Source organism: Streptococcus sp. C300 (assembly GCF_000187645.1).
In the GTDB taxonomy this organism is placed as follows: domain Bacteria; phylum Bacillota; class Bacilli; order Lactobacillales; family Streptococcaceae; genus Streptococcus; species Streptococcus oralis_CQ.
Map to the genome: position 1 here is coordinate 42,319 of NZ_GL732470.1, position 19,723 is coordinate 62,041.

Consider the following 19,723-nt stretch of genomic DNA (forward strand, 5'->3'; position numbering starts at 1 on the left):
AGGCTGGTCTTTTGAGTATTATTAATTGTCTGTTTCTACGAATCGTCCGAGGATGTGGACATTTTCAGATACAGAGACAAAGGCTGTCGGATCGACCTGTTTCATGATGTGTTTAAAATCATTAAACTCTGCTCGTGTGATAACCGTAATCAAGACTGCTTTTCTCTCATGATTATAGGTTCCTTCTGCATCGTGGATCATAGTTGCTCCGCGGTGCAATTTTTTATGAATTTTTGCAATTACTTTATCAGGATTATTGGTCACAATCATGGCCTGCATACGTTTTTGCTTTGTAAAGACCGCGTCTGTCACACGACTGGAGACAAAGATAGTAATCATGGAGTAGAGGGCGTATTTCCAACCAAAGGTCAAACCTGCTATCAGCATGATGGTTCCATTTACCAGGAAAGAAATACTACCGACATTCTTACCCGTTTTCTTTCGAATGGTCAGACTGACGATATCTGTACCTCCACTAGAAATATTGTTACGGAGCGCAAAACCAATCCCCAAGCCCATGACAACACCCCCAAAAAGGGCATTGATGATGGGATCCTCTGTCAGGGTCATAACTGGCACAAGCTGGATAAAGAGGGAACTCATGGATACTGTGATAAAGGTAAAGATTGTAAACTTATGCCCAATCTGATACCAAGCCAAAATCATCAACGGAAAATTGATAGCATAAAAGGTTAGCGATATCGGAATGTAAAAACCAAACCAGTGATTACTCAAGGCAGAGATAATCTGTGCCAGACCTGTCGCGCCACTGGAGTAAACGTGCCCTGGTTGAAAAAAGAAATTGACTGCTACTGCTGACAGAAAGCCATAAACCAGAGAAGCCGATACTTTCTCATCGTATTTTTCCCGAGAGATACTTTGTAAAACTCGTAAGATTTTTATCTGATAAGCAAAGCGGCGCAGATAATAGCGCCACCGCTTAATTCGTTTTGCTTGTTTCATCTTCTTCTACTTGTAAGCTGAGTTCCTCTAGTTGTTTGAGAGCGACTGTTGAGGGAGCTTGAGTCATTGGGTCTGTTGCCTTATTGTTCTTAGGAAAGGCAATGACTTCACGAATATTTTCTTCTCCTGCTAAGAGCATCACAAAACGGTCAAGACCGATAGCCAAACCACCGTGTGGTGGGAAACCATAGTCCATGGCTTCAAGAAGGAAACCAAACTGGTCATTGGCTTCTTCAGCTGAGAAACCAAGAGCCTTAAACATGCGTTCTTGAAGGTCTTTTTGGTTGATACGAAGACTACCACCACCAAGCTCATAACCGTTCAAGACGATATCGTAAGCAATGGCACGAACCTTAGCCAAATCACCTTCTAATTCGTGAGCTGTTTCATCCTGCGGAAGGGTAAATGGATGGTGGGCGCTCATATAACGGCCTTCTTCTTCAGACCATTCAAACATTGGCCAGTCAACCACCCAAAGGAAATTGAACTTATCGTTATCAATCAAACCAAGCTCTTTGGCAATACGGCCACGAAGGGCACCTAGTGTTGCATTCGCCACTTCAAGCGTATCCGCCACAAAGAGAACCAAATCCTTGTCTTCAAGAGCAAGTGCTGCAGTCAAGTCTGCTTGAATCCCAGTTAAGAACTTGGCAACCGGTCCATTTAATTCTCCATCAACTACCTTGACCCAAGCAAGACCTTTGGCACCGTACTGTTTGGCTACTTCGGTCATCTTGTCGATGTCTTTACGTGAGTAGTTGTCCGCAGCCCCTTTGACCACAATGGCTTTAACGGCAGGTGCTTCTGAAAAGACTTTAAAATCAACACCCTTGACAACTTCTGTCAAGTCCTGAAGCAACATGTCAAAACGGGTATCTGGCTTATCAGAACCATAAAGAGACATCGCGTCATCATACTTCATACGAGGGAATGGAAGTGTTACTTCGATGCCTTTGGTTTCTTTCATCACGCGCGCAATCAAGCCTTCTGTGATATCTTGGATTTCTTGCTCGCTAAGGAATGACGTTTCCAAGTCGACCTGGGTAAACTCAGGCTGACGGTCTCCACGCAAGTCTTCATCACGGAAACATTTAACGATTTGGTAATAGCGGTCAAATCCAGCATTCATCAAGAGCTGTTTGGTAATCTGTGGGCTCTGAGGAAGAGCATAGAAATGCCCTTTATTAACACGAGATGGCACCAAATAGTCACGCGCTCCTTCTGGTGTTGATTTAGAAAGGAATGGTGTTTCCACATCGATAAATTCCAACTCATCCAAGTAGTTGCGGATAGAATGAGTCACCTTAGCACGAAGTTTAAGATTTTCCAACATTTCTGGACGACGAAGGTCAAGGTAACGGTAACGCAAACGTGTATCGTCATTGGCCTCAATACCATCCTTAATCTCAAATGGTGTTGTTTTGGCTGTATTCAACACTGTCAAAGCTGTCACATTCAATTCAACTGCACCAGTTGGCAACTTATCATTGGCCTGCTCACGTGCAGCAACCTGACCCGTCACCTCGATAACAAATTCACTACGAAGGCTTTCTGCTGTTGCCATGACTTCAGCTGAAACTTTTTCTGGATTGATAACCAGCTGCATGATTCCTTCACGGTCACGAAGGTCGATAAAGATCAATCCGCCCAAATCACGACGACGGGCAACCCAGCCTTTCAAGGTCATTTCTTGTCCGATGTGTTCCTCACGAACACGACCAGCATACATACTACGTTTCATGTTTTCTCTCCTCTTTTATTCTGTTACTATTTTACCATAAAAGCGCAGGCTCTTCATGAAAATCAGCAGAAAAGTTTGATTGTCTTTAGGAATCAAAACAAACAGACAAAAAATCCGATGAAAACGTCATCGGATTCTCTGATTATGATTCTTAACCTTTTTTACGCTTTTCAGCAATCTCAGCTGCCTTTTTAGGTAGAACAATCTCCGTTGCATAAGCCGAAGCAAAACGCAAAACACCTGCAATAGGCGCAAAGACAATTGCTAGATAGTTGTAAAAGAAATCGCCTTTAAAGGCATAGGCAAGTGCCCCGATGATAAAGAAGAGAACGACCGCCTGTATCACTGCTAATAAAATTACTCGTTTCATGTGACCTCCTGACTCTATTATAGCATGAGTATCATCAAAAAGCCGATTAAATTATTCAAAGCGTGGAGAGAAATGCTGTAAAGAAGACCTTTTCGACTCACATAAGCCAGACCCAAACTCAATCCCAGACTAGCATAAACTAAAAACTGTTGTAAAGTCCCTGGAAAATGAATCAAGGCAAAAAGCACACTCGATACGAGGAGAAACAGAGCTGTCTGTTTGCCGTTGTTCTGCTTAGGAAAGAGATAGCGCGCTAACATCCCTCTAAAGATGAGTTCTTCCGTCAGAGGAGCAAAGACTACCACCATAAAGAAACCAAATACAGGCTGTGCGACTGTCAGTTGAGATACGATTTGTTGATTGACTGACGGATCTTCTGGCAAAAAGAACTGGGCTGTAATCGCCACTAGCAAAACCAGAGTAGGCAACCAGATATAACGATTAAAAACCGTCGTCTGGATGCTAACCTTTTCTGTCTGATACCATCTGTAAACTCCATAAACATAGGCCCCTGACAGGACAACATAAAGTGGCAAGACTCCAAAGATTGAAGCCCCTAGGTCAAGCGCTGATAAAGCCATACTCTGAACCAGACCATAGCCAAAGAAAAAGGATAGAACAGCTAGAAGAAACCAGCCAAGATTTTTAAGTAGTTTCATAAAAGACTCCTATTTGAAATAACGTTTTACCATAGGTAATTGCATCACATTGATATAAATATGGATCGCTCCTACAAGCAAGAAGGCTAGTAACTGAATCTCTCCTGTCAGTAAGGAAAAGAGAACGATTAGAAAATAGAGAGCTGGCAAGACATACTGGTTTAATTGGAATAAAATTCGAAAACTCTGTTCTAAATTAGCCTTGCGCTCCCCTTCATCGTAGGAGTTTATATAGTCCAAGACATCTTTTGGTGTAGAGAAGAATTCCAAATCAAACTGACGAACGATCGCAATGGTCTTATAGAGATATTTTTGAGCACTGAAAATCATCACTAATGCCAAAAAAGAAAGAGATAAGGTTATATAGCTGATATTTAGTACAATTACTTCACTACCTGAGATGAAAAGAGCCAAAAAAATCGCTACGCCTGCACTATTAAAAGCAATAGTTCCAAACTCGAGATTACGATACATTTGTACATAATAGGTTTCATTCAGATCATCATCCATTTCCTCTTGATACAAGGAGTGAAATTTTCTGCTTTTCTTTAAGAAATCGAAAGTCAAAAACATACTAATGAAACCTAACAGTAAACAAATAGATGATATCCATGGAGTCACGGTTTTGACATCTAAAATGGTTCCGTAGTTTTCGGTATAGGCCTTAAACATCCCTGCAAACATGCCCAAGAAGCCTCCCAAGATAACAGCCATTAAAAATAACAATCCACGTTTCTTTTTCATATTCATACTCTTTCTAAACTAAACCAATCCAACTAACCACTGACCAAACACTTTACCTGATTCATAAATAGCTGTTAAGCCTTCTGTTCCAAGTGACACCAAAATCAAACAAACAGCAAGTAAGAGAATAACTTGATTTCTAGCTTTTTTTGCTCCATCTCCCAAGGGTTCATTCCCAAGCCAACCTGCTAGATAGGCATAGAGAGTTACTGTTATAATCCCAATCTCTGTCGAAGAGAGAAACAGCAAGACTGTCACCAAACGAACGATATTGGCTTGAATGTTAAAATAATTTCCTAAACCTGCACAAACACCCGAAAGTTCTTTGTGCTCAGTATCGATTTGAAAACCTGCTAAAAACTCTCTCATGACTTTTCTCCTTTTTCAACCTTTTTGAATTTTATTTTTCTCTCTACCCATCTAAAGACTAATAGTAAAACTATGTTAATCCAGAAGAGATATTTACTTTCAACAATTGTAAACCAACCAAATAGGCTTCCGATCATAGCCAAAAGATTAACGATAAACACAACTATAGATAGATAATAAATCACTTTATACTTGTTCATCACTCATCCTCCTCTAAGCGAAAGACTGACTCGACTGGTTCATTGAATATATGCGAAATCTTCAGGGCGATCACAATGGACGGGGTATATTCATCCCGTTCTAGTAGGCTAATGGTCTGTCTGGAAACTCCTGCTAACTTGGCCAGTTCGGTTTGATTGAGACCATCGCGAGCCCGAAGCTCTTTTAAACGATTTTTAAGCATTCCTTTCTCCTTCACTCTTAACTTGCTTACATTGTAACACATCTTTTTCTTTTTGACAAGTATATTTGTCAAAAAGTTTATGATTTTTGTCATTTTGCAAAAGAAAACGGTCAGGAGTAAGGTCCTGACCAGTTTTTCTACTATTAAAAGCCTAATTTTTCAAAGATTTCTGAGAAGTTTTGGCTAATAGCATCAAGCGACACTTGCACTTCTTCTCGTGTTTGGTTGTTCTTAACTGTCACTTGTCCGCTTTCGACTTCGCTCTCTCCGAGAGTGATGAGGGTCTTAGCCGCAAAGATATCGGCTGACTTGAACTGAGCTTTGAGCTTCCGGTTGAGGTAATCACGCTCTGCTTTGAATCCTTGTTGGCGAAGGGTTTGTACCAATTCCAAGGCCTTAACATTTGCTCCTTCACCCAAGACTGCGATATAAACATCTAGGGCATTCTCGATAGGGAGGGCCACCCCTTGCTTTTCAAGGATGAGAAGTAGACGTTCTACACCAAGACCAAATCCAAATCCAGCAGTCTCAGGACCACCAAAATAAGCAACTAAGCCATCGTAGCGACCACCCGCACAGACTGTCAAGTCATTACCCTCGATCTCAGTGATAAACTCGAAAATGGTGTGGTTGTAGTAGTCCAGACCACGTACCATATTGGTATCGATGATATAGTCTACTCCAAGATTTTCCAACATCTGACGGACAGCATCAAAATGAGCTTGGCTTTCTTCATCAAGGAAATCCAAGATAGACGGTGCATTTTCTACTGCCACCTTGTCTTCTTTTTCCTTAGAGTCCAAGACACGGAGAGGATTTTCCTCCAAACGACGTTGGCTATCCTTAGACAAGGTCTCCTTGAGCGGTGTCAAATAATCAATCAAGGCTTGACGGTAAGCCGCACGACTCTCAGGATTTCCAAGAGTGTTAAGATGCAATTTGACACCTTGGATACCGATTTCTTTCAAGAAATGAGCTGCCATAGCGATGGTCTCCACATCGGTAGCTGGATTGCTAGAGCCAAAACACTCAACACCAATCTGGTGGAATTGGCGTAAACGCCCTGCCTGTGGACGCTCATAACGAAACATAGGGCCCATGTAATAGAACTTACTTGGCTTTTGCACTTCTGGTGCGAAGAGTTTATTTTCCACATAAGAGCGGACAACGGGCGCAGTTCCTTCTGGACGGAGGGTAATATGGCGGTCACCCTTGTCATAAAAATCGTACATTTCCTTGGTTACGATATCCGTTGTATCTCCGACAGAGCGACTGATGACCTCGTAATGCTCAAAAATAGGTGTGCGCACTTCTGCATAGTTATAGCGCTTGAAAATTTCACGGGCAAAGCCCTCAACGTACTGCCACTTGGCAGATTCAGCAGGCAAGATATCCTGCGTTCCTTTTGGTTTTTGTAATTTCATAGGGAATCCTCTTTAAACTTAATAGTCTTATTTTACCATAAATAGAGGGATTAAAACAGTGAGAGGAGAAAATCGCAAGAGAGTCTTTTCAGAAAATTCATCAAAAACTTGCCAAATTGTCAGAATTATGAGAAAATAGAGGATATTTATCACGTGGAGGGACTGTTATGAGAGACGATATCAAAATCAATGACCGCGCTTTGGCTTTACAAGACCAAATTATCGAAAAACTAGAGAAGGTTTTTGATACAGATGTGGAATTGGATGTGTACAATCTGGGCTTAATTTATGAAATCAATCTGGATGAAACAGGTCTCTGTAAGATTGTCATGACCTTCACCGATACTGCCTGTGATTGCGCCGAAAGCCTGCCTATCGAAATCGTCGCAGGTCTGAAACAAATCGAGGGTATCGAAGATGTCAAGGTTGAAGTTACCTGGTCGCCTGCTTGGAAGATCACACGAATCAGTCGCTACGGCCGTATTGCCCTTGGACTGCCACCTCGTTAATACTCTTCAAAAATCTCTTCAAACCACGTCAGCTTTATCTCCAACCCCAAAGCTGTGCTTTGAGCAACCTGCGCCTAGCTTTCTAGTTTGCTCTTTGATTTTTATTGAGTATAAGCAGGCAAATCACTTTTGAAGATGAAAAGAAGCAAGCCGAAAATGGCTTGCTTTTTAAGTTTATTTTTTACCTGACTTGTCCATATTCCAGAAGTCTGTCACGGCTCCGCGTGAAGCAGATGATACGATATGGGCATATTTACCGAGAACACCACGGCTGTAAAGTGGTGGCAAGGTTGTTTCTGCCTTACGTTTTTCAAGTTCTTCTTCGGATACGGCCATAGAAATTTCTTTGGTATCTTGGTCAACCGTAACGATATCGCCTGTACGGAGGTAGGCAATCGGTCCACCGTCCTGAGCTTCAGGAGCGATATGTCCAACAACCAGACCATAAGTACCACCAGAGAAGCGTCCGTCTGTCAAGAGGGCAACCTTGTCTCCTTGACCTTTACCAACGATCATGGATGAAAGTGACAGCATCTCAGGCATACCAGGACCACCCTTAGGTCCAACAAAACGAACAACGACAACATCGCCATCAACGATTTCATCTGTCAAGACAGCCTGAATCGCATCTTCTTCTGAGTCAAAGACCTTAGCTGGTCCAACGTGACGACGCACTTTAACACCTGATACTTTGGCAACCGCACCATCAGGGGCAAGATTCCCGTTCAAGATGATAAGCGGACCATCTGCACGTTTTGGATTTTCAAGTGGCATAATGACTTTTTGGCCTGGTGTGAGGTCTGCAAAGTCAGCCAAGTTTTCAGCGACTGTCTTACCAGTACATGTGATACGGTCGCCATGAAGGAATCCATTTGCCAACAGGTACTTCATAACAGCAGGCACACCACCGACTTCATAGAGGTCTTGGAAGACATACTGACCAGATGGTTTCAAGTCAGCCAAGTGAGGCACACGTTCTTGGATCGTATTGAAGTCCTCAAGTGACAAGTCAACATTAGCCGCATGGGCAATGGCAAGCAAGTGAAGAGTGGCATTTGTAGAACCACCGAGAGCCATAGTGACAGTGATGGCATCTTCAAAAGCTTCACGAGTCAAGATATCTGATGGTTTGAGACCAAGCTCCAGCATCTTGACAACAGCTCGTCCTGCTGCTTCGATATCTTCTTTCTTGTCAGCTGATTCAGCTGGGTGAGATGAAGATCCTGGCAAACTCATACCGAGAACTTCGATAGCAGTCGCCATGGTATTAGCAGTATACATACCACCACAGCCACCAGGGCCAGGGCAGGCATTACATTCAAGACGTTTCACGTCCTCAGCTGTCATGTCACCGTGGTTCCATTTCCCGATTCCCTCAAAAACAGAAACCAAGTCAATATCTTTGCCATCAAGATTTCCCGGTGCAATAGTCCCACCATAGGCGAAAATAGCCGGGATATCCATATTAGCAATAGCAATCATAGAACCAGGCATGTTCTTGTCGCAGCCACCGATAGCAACGAAGGCATCGACGTTGTGACCACCCATCGCCGCCTCGATAGAGTCCGCAATGATATCACGAGATGTTAGAGAGAAACGCATACCAGGCGTTCCCATGGCAATCCCGTCCGCTACGGTAATGGTTCCAAACTGTACAGGCCAAGCACCTGCAGATTTGACACCTTCTTTAGCTAATTTCCCGAAATCATGCAAGTGAATGTTACATGGTGTATTTTCCGCCCAAGTCGAAATCACTCCCACAATCGGTGTTTCAAAGTCCTTATCTGTCATACCAGTCGCTCGAAGCATAGCACGGTTTGGTGATTTAACCATGCTATCATAAATGCTACTGCGGTGACGTTTATCTAATTCAGTCATCTTATCCCTCCCGTTTCAGTTTTTACTATTATAGCACATTTTAAAGGCAATGAACAGAAGAAAATTCTTGAATTTTCAGAAAATTCTATACAGCAATATTTTCTTTAAAAATGTTACATTTATTTCTTGACTTTATAAATTAAAGTGATATCATTTAGATATCATAAAGCAGGAGGTCATTCTTATGACTGAAAAACTAATCAATTCAAAACCAAATGGTGTATTCGCATTAATTCTCATTGAATTGACACTCGTACTTGGTATCTTTATATTTATAATGGGTGCTGGTTCGGAAAACGTTTTTGGAATTATTATCGGTCTTTTATTAAGCTTAATTGCAGGTCTATCTCATGCTGGTTTAAAAGTTGTCAAACCTCAGGAAGCTCTGGTTTTGACCCTCTTTGGTAATTATACAGGTACCATCAAAGAACCTGGTTTTTACTTTGTCAATCCTTTTAGCATAGCAGTCAACCCTGCAAACCACACTCGACTTGGTCAAAGTGGTGATGTTAGCACAAAATCTCCTTTTTCAGGAATGAAATCATCAAATGGCAATGATGTAAACCTTGAAATTGGCAAGAAACAGATTTCCCTCAAAGTTATGACTTTGAGCAATTCCCGTCAAAAGATTAACGATTGCTTAGGTAACCCTGTTGAAATTGGAATTGCGGTAACTTGGAGAGTTGTCGATACAGCCAAAGCAGTCTTCAACGTTGATAACTATAAAGAATATCTCTCATTGCAGTGTGATAGCGCCCTTCGTAATATTGTCCGCATCTATCCTTACGATGTGTCTCCTAATGTAGATACTACAGGGGATGGACAAGCAGATGAAGGTAGTCTCCGTGGCTCTAGTGAAATTGTAGCTAACCGTATTCGTGAAGAAATCCAAAGTCGCGTAGAAGATGCTGGCTTGGAAATCCTTGAAGCACGTATCACTTATCTAGCTTATGCACCAGAAATTGCAGCTGTTATGCTTCAACGCCAACAAGCATCTGCCATTATTGATGCCCGTAAGATGATTGTAGACGGCGCTGTGGGAATGGTTGAAATGGCACTAGAACGTCTCAATGAAGGAGAATTGGTAGAACTTGACGAAGAACGAAAAGCTGCCATGGTTTCAAATCTCCTAGTCGTTCTCTGTGGTAATCATGATGCACAACCAATTGTCAACGCAGGAAGTCTTTACTAAAGATGGCTGAAGCTAAAAAAAAGCAGATTCCCCTTCGACTCTCAACAAAGTTATACGCTGCACTCGCATCATGGGCAGAAGACGACTTTCGTTCAGTCAATGGGCAAATCGAATATCTCCTTACAGAGTGTGTCAAGCAACGGAAGAAAGACGGAAAATACGTATCAGAAACCATTGACGAACCATTTGAGATTGATATTTAACACCTTCTCCTGTCTGCTAGATCGGACAGGAGAATTTTTTCATCTTTTTTTTGTCAAGTAACTTTACTTTACAAAAAAGTTTTGATATACTATTAAAGTTGATGAAAATCAAACCTAACTGAATTATATCTTAAAAGGAGAAATCAAAATGGCAGTACCTGCACGTCGCACTTCAAAAGCGAAGAAAAACAAACGTCGTACCCACTACAAAGTAACAGCTCCATCTGTAAACTTTGACGAAACTACTGGAGATTACTCACGTTCTCACCGTGTATCACTTAAAGGATACTACAAAGGACGTAAAATCGCTAAAGCTGCATCAGCTGAATAATAGAAGGGAGATACCATGCGCGTAAATATCACACTTGAACACAAAGAATCTGGTGAACGCTTGTACCTTACTTCTAAAAACAAACGTAACACTCCAGACCGTCTTCAATTGAAGAAATACTCACCAAAACTTCGCAAACACGTTGTGTTTACAGAGGTTAAATAAGGGTTCACTACACGTCAGTAGACTTTAGAAACCTTGATTTAAAGCAATTCTTGAATTTCGAAATTTCACTACATTGCGATATGAATCAATCGAATCACTACCTTTTTCACTACCTTTTATGTAATAAGAAACTGATTCGTTTATTTAAAAAGAAGAGGAACTTTAGTGTCAAGCTCCTCTTTTTTATTTGCTCTTTTACTTACAAATCGTAAGACCTGGTTTGGAAAGTATGAATTTCAGTTGGACTAAAAACAGCGTAATATCAAGACTTTTCTCCGCTTTTATAAAAGCGTTTTTCCAATCAAATTCAACTAATTTTATCTAAATGGTGTGGATTTTACCCCCAAAATTACAGAGAATGGAGCTGATAAACACTAAACGTTCACACCATTAGTTAAATGATTTTTTTCATCATTTTTCTTAGATGATAGAACTTCTAATTTATTTCTTATTCAAGCAAAAACAACCTGCTATAAGTAAGAAAGAGGAAGATACAAGAAAAACACGGCGTAAAAACCGATTCAGTTCATTGTCCTCAATCCTTGTCTGCTTCATTTTCTTTTACGAGATCGTTTTGTGAATCTTTTTCAGAGAGTTTTTGATCAATATACTTGTCAATGTTTTCATAAAATTCCTTGGTCGCTTCACTATCTAATGTTGGCGAGTTCTGAACTTGATTCACTTTCAATTGAACAGATTGAATACCGTAAGAGGCTTGTTTTTGGTGGAGTGTTTCTAATTCTTCTTCTGAAATCGGATCTCCAACAACCGTCAAGACCAATTCATTGTTACTTGACTTGTAGACTTGATTAATAACCGTATAATTGGCGAACTCTTTTCCTACAAACTGTTTGATCCCTTCTTTGCGCGCTTGTTCTATTGTCAGAGTAACTGCCGAATAGCTAGCTGGAAGAATCAACAATACAATCAAAGAAATCAAGCCAATTCTCATTTTAATGCTCAGCTCTTTAAATGAAGTTAAAGGAGATTTTCTCATCAAAATTCTTGTTCCAACAATGTTGGCTAGCATGATAAAGACACAGTTGATCAAGAAAAGATAGAGAGCCCCCAATAAAAATCGTACATTCCCATTAGCTAAACCATAGCCAGCAGTACAGATAGGCGGCATCAAAGCTGTAGCAATGGCTACTCCTGGCACGATATTGTTTGCTTCTTTTTTCCTTGAACCGATCACACCAGCAATCCCACCAGCAATAGCAATGAGAACATCCCAAATGGTTGGAGAGGTTCGTGCGATCAACTCGCTACTTGCATAAGACAAGGGAGAAATCCAGAAATACAGAGTCGAGACAAGCAAACTGACCAACACTTGAGTCAATAAAACCTCTAGAGATTGCTTGATTAAACGCGTATCAAAAATAGCTAAACCGAATCCCAGTCCAACAATCGGTGTCATGAGAGGTGAAATTAACATGGCTCCAATAATAACAGCTGTTGAATTCATATTTAGACCGATAGAGGCAATAAAAATTGCACACATCAAAATCGCTGTATCTCTCAATCGAACATGAAGGTCATCGTATAATTTCTCACGGTATTCCCGTGTTGAATAATTGGCAGTCATTTGTCCTCTCCTCTTTCCTTATTTAAATCGGTATAATAATTAATAATAACAGCTGATAAACAGCCAAAAAATATGAGCCCATAAATCGTCAAGAAGACACTGGTAATCCTTCCAATCAAGGTCACAGCTAGGAGATCCCCGTAGCCGACAGTCGTCGAAGTCACAAAAGCATACCAAAGACCGTCTCCGTAATTTGTGATAGCAGGTTCAACTAGGAAAAGCACGCCTCCTGACCCAAAAACAAAGGTCACAAAACTCAGAGCAAACCGAGTAAAACCCGTAACCTGTATAATATGCCATAACATTTTTAAACGTCTCATTTGTTCTCCTTATTCATACTAGCTCCTGACCGAGCCGTTTTTTCCAATAATCAAAGTGAAGATAGGACATGATCTCCATCAGAGAAAGATAGACAAACTGATAGATCTGATTTAAGCTGATTATCAACTGATATTGTTTGAAAAATGACTGGAAGAAAGACCAGATATGACTGTCTTGAATCAGTCCCTTCTTAACATCAGACAGGATATTAGCTAAAGCTCCCAAGGACTGAAACGGTAAATCCTTGACATTTATATAGATCCGGTCCACCACATCATTCAGACTGGTATCTTGGATGGCATGAAATTCTCCAAAGAGAACTCCTGCCGCTCCAAGAGTAGAAACAAATTCCACCAAATAATTTCTGAGGAAATTTTCTCAACCTTTTCCCATAATGTGTTTAGTGCCATCCATAACGATCCCAACCAGAAAAAGGAAAGAAAACAAGCAAAGAAATTTTGCCGTAAATCCCAAAAAGCTTCAAGACTTGGTGTTGTTGGTTTTTCTAACTCTAAAATCAAGATGGTCATAATAATTGCTAGAACAGCATCTGTCAATACAATTAATCTGTCTTTCTTCATCGGATTGCATCCCCTTTCTTTTTTGTAACATTCTATCTTATCGCATAATATTGGATATTCTTTCATAATCCGACTACAAACAAAAATAAACCAAAAAGTCTGTCCCTATTATGCTATATTTAACTCTAGAAGTATTCATCCATCTAATTAATAAATATATCATATTTCACAATAAATGACTACTATCAAAGATACATTTTCTTTCAGATTTCTCCCTTTTAAACTTGGCTAACTTGACCTGCATTACCTAGGTCGCTTTGCTTTAAATTATACTTTTTTCTTAAAGATTTGCTACGAGTAGTCTTTCATGTGAGTAATTTTTATCAAAAAATTTCATAGATAAGTCCTATATATAATCATGATAAAGTAGTAAAAATAGTTGTTATCCTAGTTGATTAAAAAAGTCTTTGATTTCCTCATCTTTTATAAAATAATATATAATTTTCCCCTCTCTTCTAGTATCCAAGATGTTTTGATTGGCTAGTTTACGAAGATGGTGGGAGGCAGATGCCATACTGAGATTTAGTAAACAGGCTATATCACAGACACAGAGTTCTTCAACAGCAAGGAGATAAAAGATGATATTTATCTGTTTATTATCGGTAAACTTTGATAAAATACGAAGTGATTTTTGGACTTTTTCCTTTTCAAGGTAGTTCGTTGCGGTTGTAACATTTTGCTGATTTATAATATTCACTTGGCAGATACTATCTTTTTTCATAATTTTTTCTCCTAGCCGAACACAGTCCTTAGCATGTTAAAGCTGTTGTTTTCAATCAGGATATACATCCCCAGTCCTAAATAAACAACGGCAATAAACCATCTGCTATATTTTTCCAAAGTTTCTCCAACAGAAGGGACTTGTGCCAATTTTTGGGCAGAAAAAACCAAGAGATAAATCATGACTAGAAAGGTAAGTAAAGCCACTATCAAATTCGCTAAATTTAAGGTAATAAAATATGGGACAAAAACACCAATATTGTCAGCACCACAACTTGCAAAAGTAATCATAGCGACTAGAAAAATCAGGTTTTTATTATCTTTGCGCAAACCATCTTTTGCAATAGCTTCTCCATCAGAATCTCCTAAAAGCAAAACTTTGAGTCCTAGGAAAATTGGAATCAAACCGAGCAAACCTAAAATCTCTTTACTAGGAATATAATTTAAGACAAATGCAAAAAGTAAACTTAGCAATATTAGACTAACAGAGCCTAGAAATTGTCCTAAATAGATGTTAATGATGTCTTTTCTGCTTTTTCTTTTGGCAAAAAATAACATTAGGATAATAAGTAAGTCTACGGCTGTCCCAGAATACAGGATTATTGAAGTAACAACATTTTGAACCATAAAGCACCTCATTCAAATATATTTTTGAATGTATTTTAACATTAAACTTTGTAGATGTCAACTTCAGCTCCATCAAAATATAGATAAGAAGGTAGTGTCCCAAACATTAAAAAGCCCTGCCATCGAAATGATAGCAGGGCTTAACTTCAATATCCAGATGATATATTTATCTAAAAAAGGTAGAGTAAAAGGTAGAGTTTTTATTGATTTGTAGTGCGATATAATGAGTTTCCAAAAATCAAAAATCGCTTAAAATCAATATTTTGACATCTATTGACGTGTACTGAAACCCTTACTTAACCTCTGTAAGGATATAATTACGGTACCAGTATATCATAAATAATAACAAAATCTTGACTTTCCGAAAAATAAGTATTTTCCGGAAAAATATCGAAATTAAATCAAAACTAAAAATATCTCATACATTTGAACTGCACCCCAAAAGTTAGACAGAAAAAATCTAACTTTTGGGGTGCAGTTCATCAAAGGTGCTTTTCATTTTAAAAAACTTGTGGAAAAACTTCATCCCATATATCTACTAAGCTTTTCCCGTCAAATACTTTAGCTTCCATAGCTTCATCAATTGTATCAAACTGCTGACCTTCATAATCATAACCAACTACACATATACTCGATAAAAAGCAAGCACCTCGGCTATTATAATTAAATTCAAGATCTTTGTCTAAATATTTTTTAATTTCATCCTTTTTCATATAGGACCATCCCAACTAAAACAATCTCAACAAACAAGATTTTTTCCTTAGATTCTATTCCCACTACTAGCTTTCTATGATGCTGACGATTTCATCTTCAAAATATTCATAAAGAGTTCCATCAACATCTACCAGCAAGGAGTCAATCTCCTCGTCATTGTCAGAGGCGTCACAATAGTCTTCTACAAATCCTCTAACTACCGCGCCATTTTTTAACGTGATAATTACATCTGTACGGTTAAATTTCCAGAGTGTCATTTAAATATTCCTTTCAATATTGGCTAATTGCTTTGCTTTTTCGTAGTAAGGTGTTAAGAAATCGATAAAACCTTGTTTGTCGCTTGGATCATGTTCCTCTAAAAATATCATCAACTCAAAGTCATTGAGAGCGTCAAACATTTCAGAGTTTTCATTATCCCAAGCCTCGGAAAATTCCGCATCTTCTCCAAAAAGAGCGTTAAACGTAAAGGAAAAATCCCAAAAATTATCAATCTGACCACTGACTGTTTGCTGGAGCATGTCTAATACTTGTTGACTATAACCCATTACCCTTCCCCTCCTAATAAGAACGTTGTAGCATATTGAGCTACGTTCCAAAAATTTAACAGACAAAATCTAATTTTTGGGGTGCAGTTCATTCATCAAAGATGATTTTTATTTTAATAATACTGCACTTCAATTCCATCCATAATTTCTACTAAAGTGTTATCGTCAATTTTTAGAGAAATCAGATCAATGAATGATGATACCTGGTATTCCTTATCTCCAATCACCACTACAATATCATGAACAGAATTAGGAAAAATCCCACATACTTGACCATTATAATCAAAAGAGGCATCCCAACCATTGTCATATAACTCTTGTAAATCATCTAATATTGCCATATAAACTAAATCCTTTTCCATAGTGTTTTCTTTCAAATAAGGCAGGTAAAAGCACCTAGATTGTTCTAAGTCCTATGAGATTGTTTTAATCGAGACAATCTCACTCTCAAAGAGAGAAATTTCAGTAGCTTCATCTGGACTAGGATTAGCAATGAGAATAGTGATTTCATCTTGCTCATCATTGTCCATTTCGTCAACAAAGTCTATGACACGTCCCTTGATTATCTTATCGCAATTAGTGACTATCTGAACCCTTGATCGAAGATACTTCCAAAGCTGTTTACTCATTTATTTTCCTCTCTGCTATTTTTTCGATAGTTCTTATACTTTTTATAGTTAGTCGATAAAATCGCCTAGGTTGAACTAAGCACTAATAATTTTGATTTTCTTGATAATATCTTCAGGATATGAGCGATCACCTATAACTATTTCGTCAGGACCATCTAAATCATAACCGTCAAACCAATCAACCACCCTACCCTTGATGGAGGTCCCATCTTCTAAAATAAGGCGAACATTTTTATCAACATATTCCCATAATTTCATTAAGTTCCTTCTCTCTAACATCGGAACAATATGACCCAATATTAGTTATTTACTAATGGCTTTTAGTTCCTGTTAAAAGCATTATAGCACACCTTACTTGCTAAAGTACAACAAGCACCCCATTAGACTAACCTGCTACTTTGCTTTCTTGTAAAAATGTTGTATACTTAAGTAAATAAAGGAAGTAATCTTGTTCCCCCCTGTCTACTATGTGGTCGGAATGATGGTTACTTCTTTTTTCCCCCTTACTATCTCAATAGCCTTGTATTTAAAAGTTTTTTAGGCTATAATTAAATTAACGAATAGAGGTTTTCCATCTCCCCTTGAAACAGATCTTTCTGCGGTAGGAGGTGGGACGCCTCTATTTGTTTTTTAAGTCAAAATGATGTAAAATTAATTCAAGAAAGAAGTGTGGTTTTCCCGCCTAAAAGCTCTATAGCTGTGGGAGGGTCACGCTTCTTTTTACCTCTCAAAAGAGAACGCAAAAAAAGCCGTCTCATTCTTTGAAGCAGCAATGAAATCAATCTAGCAAATATCTAAGCAAACCCAGAAATCAACCTTTTAAGACAAAGCAAAAAGCCCACTGTTGTAGGCTTTCTGTAAGATATTTCTTAAAATTAAAGCATCTTGTTGTAGAATTCAACGACAAGTGCTTCGTTGATTTCTGGGTTGATTTCGTCGCGTTCTGGCAAGCGAGTCAATGAACCTTCCAATTTTTCAGCATCGAATGATACGAATGCTGGACGTCCAAGAGTAGCTTCTACTGCTTCAAGGATTGCTGGAACTTTCAATGATTTTTCACGAACTGAGATCACTTGACCTGGAGTTACACGGTATGATGGGATATCAACGCGTTTTCCGTCCACAAGGATGTGACCGTGGTTTACGAATTGACGAGCTTGACGACGAGTAGTCGCAAGGCCAAGACGGTAAACAACGTTATCCAAACGACGTTCCAAAAGAAGCATGAAGTTGAAACCTAGGATTCCGCCTTTGATCTTAGTAGCTTGTACGAACAAGTTACGGAATTGTTTTTCACCTACACCGTAAGTGAAACGAAGTTTTTGTTTTTCAGCCAATTGCAAACCGTATTCTGACAATTTAGAACGGTTGTTTGGTCCGTGTTGTCCTGGTACGTAGTTACGACGTGCCAATTCTTTACCTGTACCTGTAAGTGAAAGGCCAAGGCGACGAGCTTGTTTCCAAGATGGTCCTGTATAACGTGACATATGTATGTCCTCCTGATATAAATAATATTTGGCGGAAATAGTCACTTAGAAAGCCCTGATTCGTGCAGATGCCCTTCGCCTAAACAGCCAAGGTTACTTGTCATAAGACACCTGTTGACGAGCTTCATGCTTTCCTGCTGCTATTTCACACAAAGGCTATTGTACCATGAAAAGCTAGATTTGTAAAGGGATTTTACGGCTTTATTTCAAATTGAGGCTGAATGTAAACTTGCTTCCTAAGCCATATTGACTTTCTGCTGTGATTTCGCCACCAAGCTGATGGGCTAGTTCGCGTGCAATCGCAAGTCCTAATCCATGTCCACCCGTCTTCATATTGCGCGAAGTTTCTACACGATAAAGTCGTTTAAAGATCTTTTCCAAATCTTCAGGAAGGATCCCCTGACCCTCGTCTTTCACACTGATTGTCAGCTCTTGTTCTGTTAATTGGGCAAGAACCTCGATTCTGGTTCCTGGTTCTGAATATTTAAAGGCATTGTTTAACAAATTGACCAGAATACGAGAAAGTTTGTCAGAATGGCTCTTGATTTTCGCCGACTCAGGTGACACTTGAATGTAAACATCTCGCTCCTCTTGTTCAATCTGGAGTTGAAATTCACTCATTGACTCAATCAGCAACTGATCTAAAAAGACCTCTTCGACTTCCTCATCAGCAGTTTCTTGAGGTTGTGTGTTAAGAGTCAAAACATCCAATTCCTCCACTAGCTTGTTTAGACGCTCGGTTTGCCGACCAATCGTGGTTAAGTAGTGGAGCCGCTCCTCTTCCTTGATCACTCCATCTAGAATTCCCTCCACAGTAACCTGAATGGAGGTAATGGGAGTTTTAATATCGTGAGAGAGCTGCGCAATCATCATTCTCTTTTCTTGCTCGCTCTCATCAAGTGATTGAAAGGTAGCTTGCAAATTGTGAGACATGTCATTAAAAGCCTGGCCCAGCTCTTGAAATTCTAATGGTCCTTTGGTTTCGATTTCTGTGCTGAAATCCTTGCTTGCTATATCCTGAGCTTGTTTTTTCAAATGTTTCAGAGAAGAGAACACAGGCGACAAAAGAAAGATGCTCACTGCAGCGCCAATGAAACTAGCAATCAAGGTTATTCCAACGAGAAAGTAAACTTCACTTTTCTCAATCAACATTCGTTGGACTGCCCAGAAAACGACCAAAATCGTTAGTAGAGTCGACACTAGATACCCCACTAAAATATAGTTTTTTAATTTCATTTTCTACCTCTTGGTCTTTCCATCTTATAACCCAAACCCCAGACAGTTTTGATAGCAGGAGCATTTGAATTTGTATACTTGGTCAACTCTTGCCGTTCTCTTTTTCTCATATTATCCTCTTAAGTGAATATTTATAACAAGTTTTACATTTATTTTATAACTACATTATACCAAAAAAAATAGATAATTCAAAAAAAATTCTTTTCTTTCTCAAAAAATGTAGTAAATTGTGTTAAAATAGTAAAAAAGCCCAAAAGGAGCCCTTATGAATACAAAAGAATTGATTGCTAGCGAGTTGGCTAGCGTCATTGATAGCCTGGACCAAGA

At 39.3% G+C, this 19,723-nt stretch carries 30 protein-coding genes and 2 pseudogenes; 7 read left to right on the top strand and 25 right to left on the bottom strand.

The features are described 5' to 3' along the window. Window positions 1–21: 21 nt before the first annotated feature. From HMPREF0849_RS08830 to hisS, 9 genes are all read right to left on the bottom strand, one after another. Complete coding sequence (locus HMPREF0849_RS08830) at window positions 22–963, bottom strand: YitT family protein (RefSeq protein ID WP_000806297.1); 942 nt, start codon at window positions 961–963, stop codon at window positions 22–24. After that, window positions 941–2,704, bottom strand: coding sequence for an aspartate--tRNA ligase (aspS, locus tag HMPREF0849_RS08835; protein WP_000830909.1), 1,764 nt, complete (start codon window positions 2,702–2,704; stop codon window positions 941–943). Before aspS ends, HMPREF0849_RS08830 begins: the two co-directional genes overlap by 23 nt. A 151-nt stretch (window positions 2,705–2,855) precedes the next feature. Then, on the bottom strand, window positions 2,856–3,074 hold the full coding sequence (locus HMPREF0849_RS08840) for a hypothetical protein (RefSeq protein WP_000832174.1): 219 nt from the start codon (window positions 3,072–3,074) through the stop codon (window positions 2,856–2,858). Between the two features lie 17 nt (window positions 3,075–3,091). After that, a complete protein-coding gene (locus HMPREF0849_RS08845; protein WP_000771221.1) occupies window positions 3,092–3,733 on the bottom strand; it encodes a CPBP family intramembrane glutamic endopeptidase in 642 nt (213 codons plus the stop codon). Between the two features lie 9 nt (window positions 3,734–3,742). After that, window positions 3,743–4,477 carry a DUF3169 family protein gene (locus HMPREF0849_RS08850; protein ID WP_000730203.1) on the bottom strand — a complete coding sequence of 245 codons (735 nt, stop codon included), beginning with the start codon at window positions 4,475–4,477 and terminating at the stop codon, window positions 3,743–3,745. Window positions 4,478–4,495: 18 nt separating this feature from the next. Further along, complete coding sequence (locus HMPREF0849_RS08855) at window positions 4,496–4,846, bottom strand: PspC domain-containing protein (protein ID WP_001206592.1); 351 nt, start codon at window positions 4,844–4,846, stop codon at window positions 4,496–4,498. Next, entirely contained in the window at window positions 4,843–5,046 is a 204-nt protein-coding gene (locus tag HMPREF0849_RS08860; protein WP_001046117.1) for a hypothetical protein, read from the bottom strand. Before HMPREF0849_RS08860 ends, HMPREF0849_RS08855 begins: the two co-directional genes overlap by 4 nt. Further along, a complete protein-coding gene (locus HMPREF0849_RS08865; RefSeq protein WP_000916946.1) occupies window positions 5,046–5,249 on the bottom strand; it encodes a helix-turn-helix transcriptional regulator in 204 nt (67 codons plus the stop codon). The genes HMPREF0849_RS08860 and HMPREF0849_RS08865 overlap by 1 nt, the downstream gene beginning before the upstream one ends. 143 nt (window positions 5,250–5,392) lie before the next feature. Next, complete coding sequence (hisS, locus tag HMPREF0849_RS08870; RefSeq protein WP_000775856.1) at window positions 5,393–6,673, bottom strand: histidine--tRNA ligase; 1,281 nt, start codon at window positions 6,671–6,673, stop codon at window positions 5,393–5,395. Between the two features lie 167 nt (window positions 6,674–6,840). On the opposite strand from hisS, the gene HMPREF0849_RS08875 reads away from it, so the two are divergent. Further along, entirely contained in the window at window positions 6,841–7,182 is a 342-nt protein-coding gene (locus HMPREF0849_RS08875; RefSeq protein WP_001204052.1) for a metal-sulfur cluster assembly factor, read from the top strand. 174 nt (window positions 7,183–7,356) lie between these two features. Here the strand turns inward: HMPREF0849_RS08875 and ilvD are convergent, their stop codons facing one another. Beyond that, window positions 7,357–9,060 carry a dihydroxy-acid dehydratase gene (gene ilvD / locus HMPREF0849_RS08880; RefSeq protein ID WP_000137343.1) on the bottom strand — a complete coding sequence of 568 codons (1,704 nt, stop codon included), beginning with the start codon at window positions 9,058–9,060 and terminating at the stop codon, window positions 7,357–7,359. Window positions 9,061–9,244: 184 nt separating this feature from the next. On the opposite strand from ilvD, the gene HMPREF0849_RS08885 reads away from it, so the two are divergent. From HMPREF0849_RS08885 to rpmG, 4 genes are all read left to right on the top strand, one after another. Further along, the gene (locus HMPREF0849_RS08885; protein WP_000136842.1) at window positions 9,245–10,252 is read left to right on the top strand and encodes an SPFH domain-containing protein; all 1,008 of its coding nucleotides are present in this window, start codon (window positions 9,245–9,247) and stop codon (window positions 10,250–10,252) included. Between the two features lie 2 nt (window positions 10,253–10,254). Further along, complete coding sequence (locus tag HMPREF0849_RS08890) at window positions 10,255–10,455, top strand: PTS ascorbate transporter subunit IIC (RefSeq protein WP_000796544.1); 201 nt, start codon at window positions 10,255–10,257, stop codon at window positions 10,453–10,455. 148 nt (window positions 10,456–10,603) lie between these two features. After that, window positions 10,604–10,786 carry a 50S ribosomal protein L32 gene (gene rpmF / locus HMPREF0849_RS08895; RefSeq protein WP_000290417.1) on the top strand — a complete coding sequence of 61 codons (183 nt, stop codon included), beginning with the start codon at window positions 10,604–10,606 and terminating at the stop codon, window positions 10,784–10,786. Window positions 10,787–10,801: 15 nt separating this feature from the next. Beyond that, window positions 10,802–10,951 carry a 50S ribosomal protein L33 gene (gene rpmG / locus HMPREF0849_RS08900; RefSeq protein ID WP_001265622.1) on the top strand — a complete coding sequence of 50 codons (150 nt, stop codon included), beginning with the start codon at window positions 10,802–10,804 and terminating at the stop codon, window positions 10,949–10,951. A 535-nt stretch (window positions 10,952–11,486) separates the two neighbouring features. Here rpmG and HMPREF0849_RS08905 read toward each other — a convergent pair. From HMPREF0849_RS08905 to HMPREF0849_RS08925, 6 genes are all read right to left on the bottom strand, one after another. Further along, complete coding sequence (locus HMPREF0849_RS08905; RefSeq protein ID WP_000126416.1) at window positions 11,487–12,536, bottom strand: DUF389 domain-containing protein; 1,050 nt, start codon at window positions 12,534–12,536, stop codon at window positions 11,487–11,489. After that, entirely contained in the window at window positions 12,533–12,856 is a 324-nt protein-coding gene (locus HMPREF0849_RS08910; RefSeq protein ID WP_001253404.1) for a potassium channel family protein, read from the bottom strand. Before HMPREF0849_RS08910 ends, HMPREF0849_RS08905 begins: the two co-directional genes overlap by 4 nt. 13 nt (window positions 12,857–12,869) lie before the next feature. Further along, on the bottom strand, window positions 12,870–13,211 hold the full coding sequence (locus tag HMPREF0849_RS08915; RefSeq protein WP_000397556.1) for a hypothetical protein: 342 nt from the start codon (window positions 13,209–13,211) through the stop codon (window positions 12,870–12,872). Beyond that, window positions 13,136–13,438: a TMEM175 family protein gene (locus tag HMPREF0849_RS10390; protein ID WP_004240734.1), complete on the bottom strand. Its 303-nt coding sequence runs from the start codon at window positions 13,436–13,438 to the stop codon at window positions 13,136–13,138. Before HMPREF0849_RS10390 ends, HMPREF0849_RS08915 begins: the two co-directional genes overlap by 76 nt. 382 nt (window positions 13,439–13,820) lie before the next feature. Continuing rightward, window positions 13,821–14,159 carry a Cd(II)/Zn(II)-sensing metalloregulatory transcriptional regulator CadX gene (cadX, locus tag HMPREF0849_RS08920; RefSeq protein ID WP_000711083.1) on the bottom strand — a complete coding sequence of 113 codons (339 nt, stop codon included), beginning with the start codon at window positions 14,157–14,159 and terminating at the stop codon, window positions 13,821–13,823. A gap of 11 nt (window positions 14,160–14,170) precedes the next feature. Further along, a complete protein-coding gene (locus HMPREF0849_RS08925; RefSeq protein ID WP_000250556.1) occupies window positions 14,171–14,785 on the bottom strand; it encodes a CadD family cadmium resistance transporter in 615 nt (204 codons plus the stop codon). Window positions 14,786–14,813: 28 nt separating this feature from the next. Between HMPREF0849_RS08925 and HMPREF0849_RS10785 the strand changes: the two genes are divergently transcribed. Beyond that, a complete protein-coding gene (locus tag HMPREF0849_RS10785) occupies window positions 14,814–14,999 on the top strand; it encodes a hypothetical protein (protein WP_009013804.1) in 186 nt (61 codons plus the stop codon). A gap of 286 nt (window positions 15,000–15,285) precedes the next feature. Here the strand turns inward: HMPREF0849_RS10785 and HMPREF0849_RS08930 are convergent, their stop codons facing one another. From HMPREF0849_RS08930 to HMPREF0849_RS10400, 9 genes and pseudogenes are all read right to left on the bottom strand, one after another. Continuing rightward, a complete protein-coding gene (locus HMPREF0849_RS08930) occupies window positions 15,286–15,498 on the bottom strand; it encodes a hypothetical protein (RefSeq protein WP_000710706.1) in 213 nt (70 codons plus the stop codon). A 66-nt stretch (window positions 15,499–15,564) separates the two neighbouring features. Next, a complete protein-coding gene (locus tag HMPREF0849_RS08935; RefSeq protein WP_000177340.1) occupies window positions 15,565–15,756 on the bottom strand; it encodes a hypothetical protein in 192 nt (63 codons plus the stop codon). Next, entirely contained in the window at window positions 15,757–16,044 is a 288-nt protein-coding gene (locus HMPREF0849_RS08940; protein WP_000542381.1) for a hypothetical protein, read from the bottom strand. 113 nt (window positions 16,045–16,157) lie between these two features. Beyond that, the gene (locus HMPREF0849_RS08945) at window positions 16,158–16,385 is read right to left on the bottom strand and encodes a hypothetical protein (RefSeq protein WP_009013763.1); all 228 of its coding nucleotides are present in this window, start codon (window positions 16,383–16,385) and stop codon (window positions 16,158–16,160) included. A gap of 72 nt (window positions 16,386–16,457) precedes the next feature. Beyond that, a complete protein-coding gene (locus HMPREF0849_RS08950; protein WP_000043341.1) occupies window positions 16,458–16,673 on the bottom strand; it encodes a hypothetical protein in 216 nt (71 codons plus the stop codon). 75 nt (window positions 16,674–16,748) lie between these two features. Further along, window positions 16,749–16,931, bottom strand: coding sequence for a hypothetical protein (locus tag HMPREF0849_RS08955; RefSeq protein ID WP_000780387.1), 183 nt, complete (start codon window positions 16,929–16,931; stop codon window positions 16,749–16,751). Window positions 16,932–17,548: 617 nt separating this feature from the next. Further along, complete coding sequence (gene rpsD, locus HMPREF0849_RS08960; protein ID WP_000092756.1) at window positions 17,549–18,160, bottom strand: 30S ribosomal protein S4; 612 nt, start codon at window positions 18,158–18,160, stop codon at window positions 17,549–17,551. Between the two features lie 201 nt (window positions 18,161–18,361). Continuing rightward, window positions 18,362–19,396: a sensor histidine kinase gene (locus HMPREF0849_RS08965; RefSeq protein WP_000769384.1), complete on the bottom strand. Its 1,035-nt coding sequence runs from the start codon at window positions 19,394–19,396 to the stop codon at window positions 18,362–18,364. After that, window positions 19,393–19,491 (bottom strand): annotated as a pseudogene (locus HMPREF0849_RS10400) (response regulator transcription factor); the annotation flags it as partial. The pseudogene HMPREF0849_RS10400 and the gene HMPREF0849_RS08965, both read right to left, overlap by 4 nt. Window positions 19,492–19,661: 170 nt before the next feature. Here HMPREF0849_RS10400 and HMPREF0849_RS10840 point away from each other — a divergent pair. Next, window positions 19,662–19,723: pseudogene (locus tag HMPREF0849_RS10840) on the top strand (arginine--tRNA ligase); the annotation flags it as partial.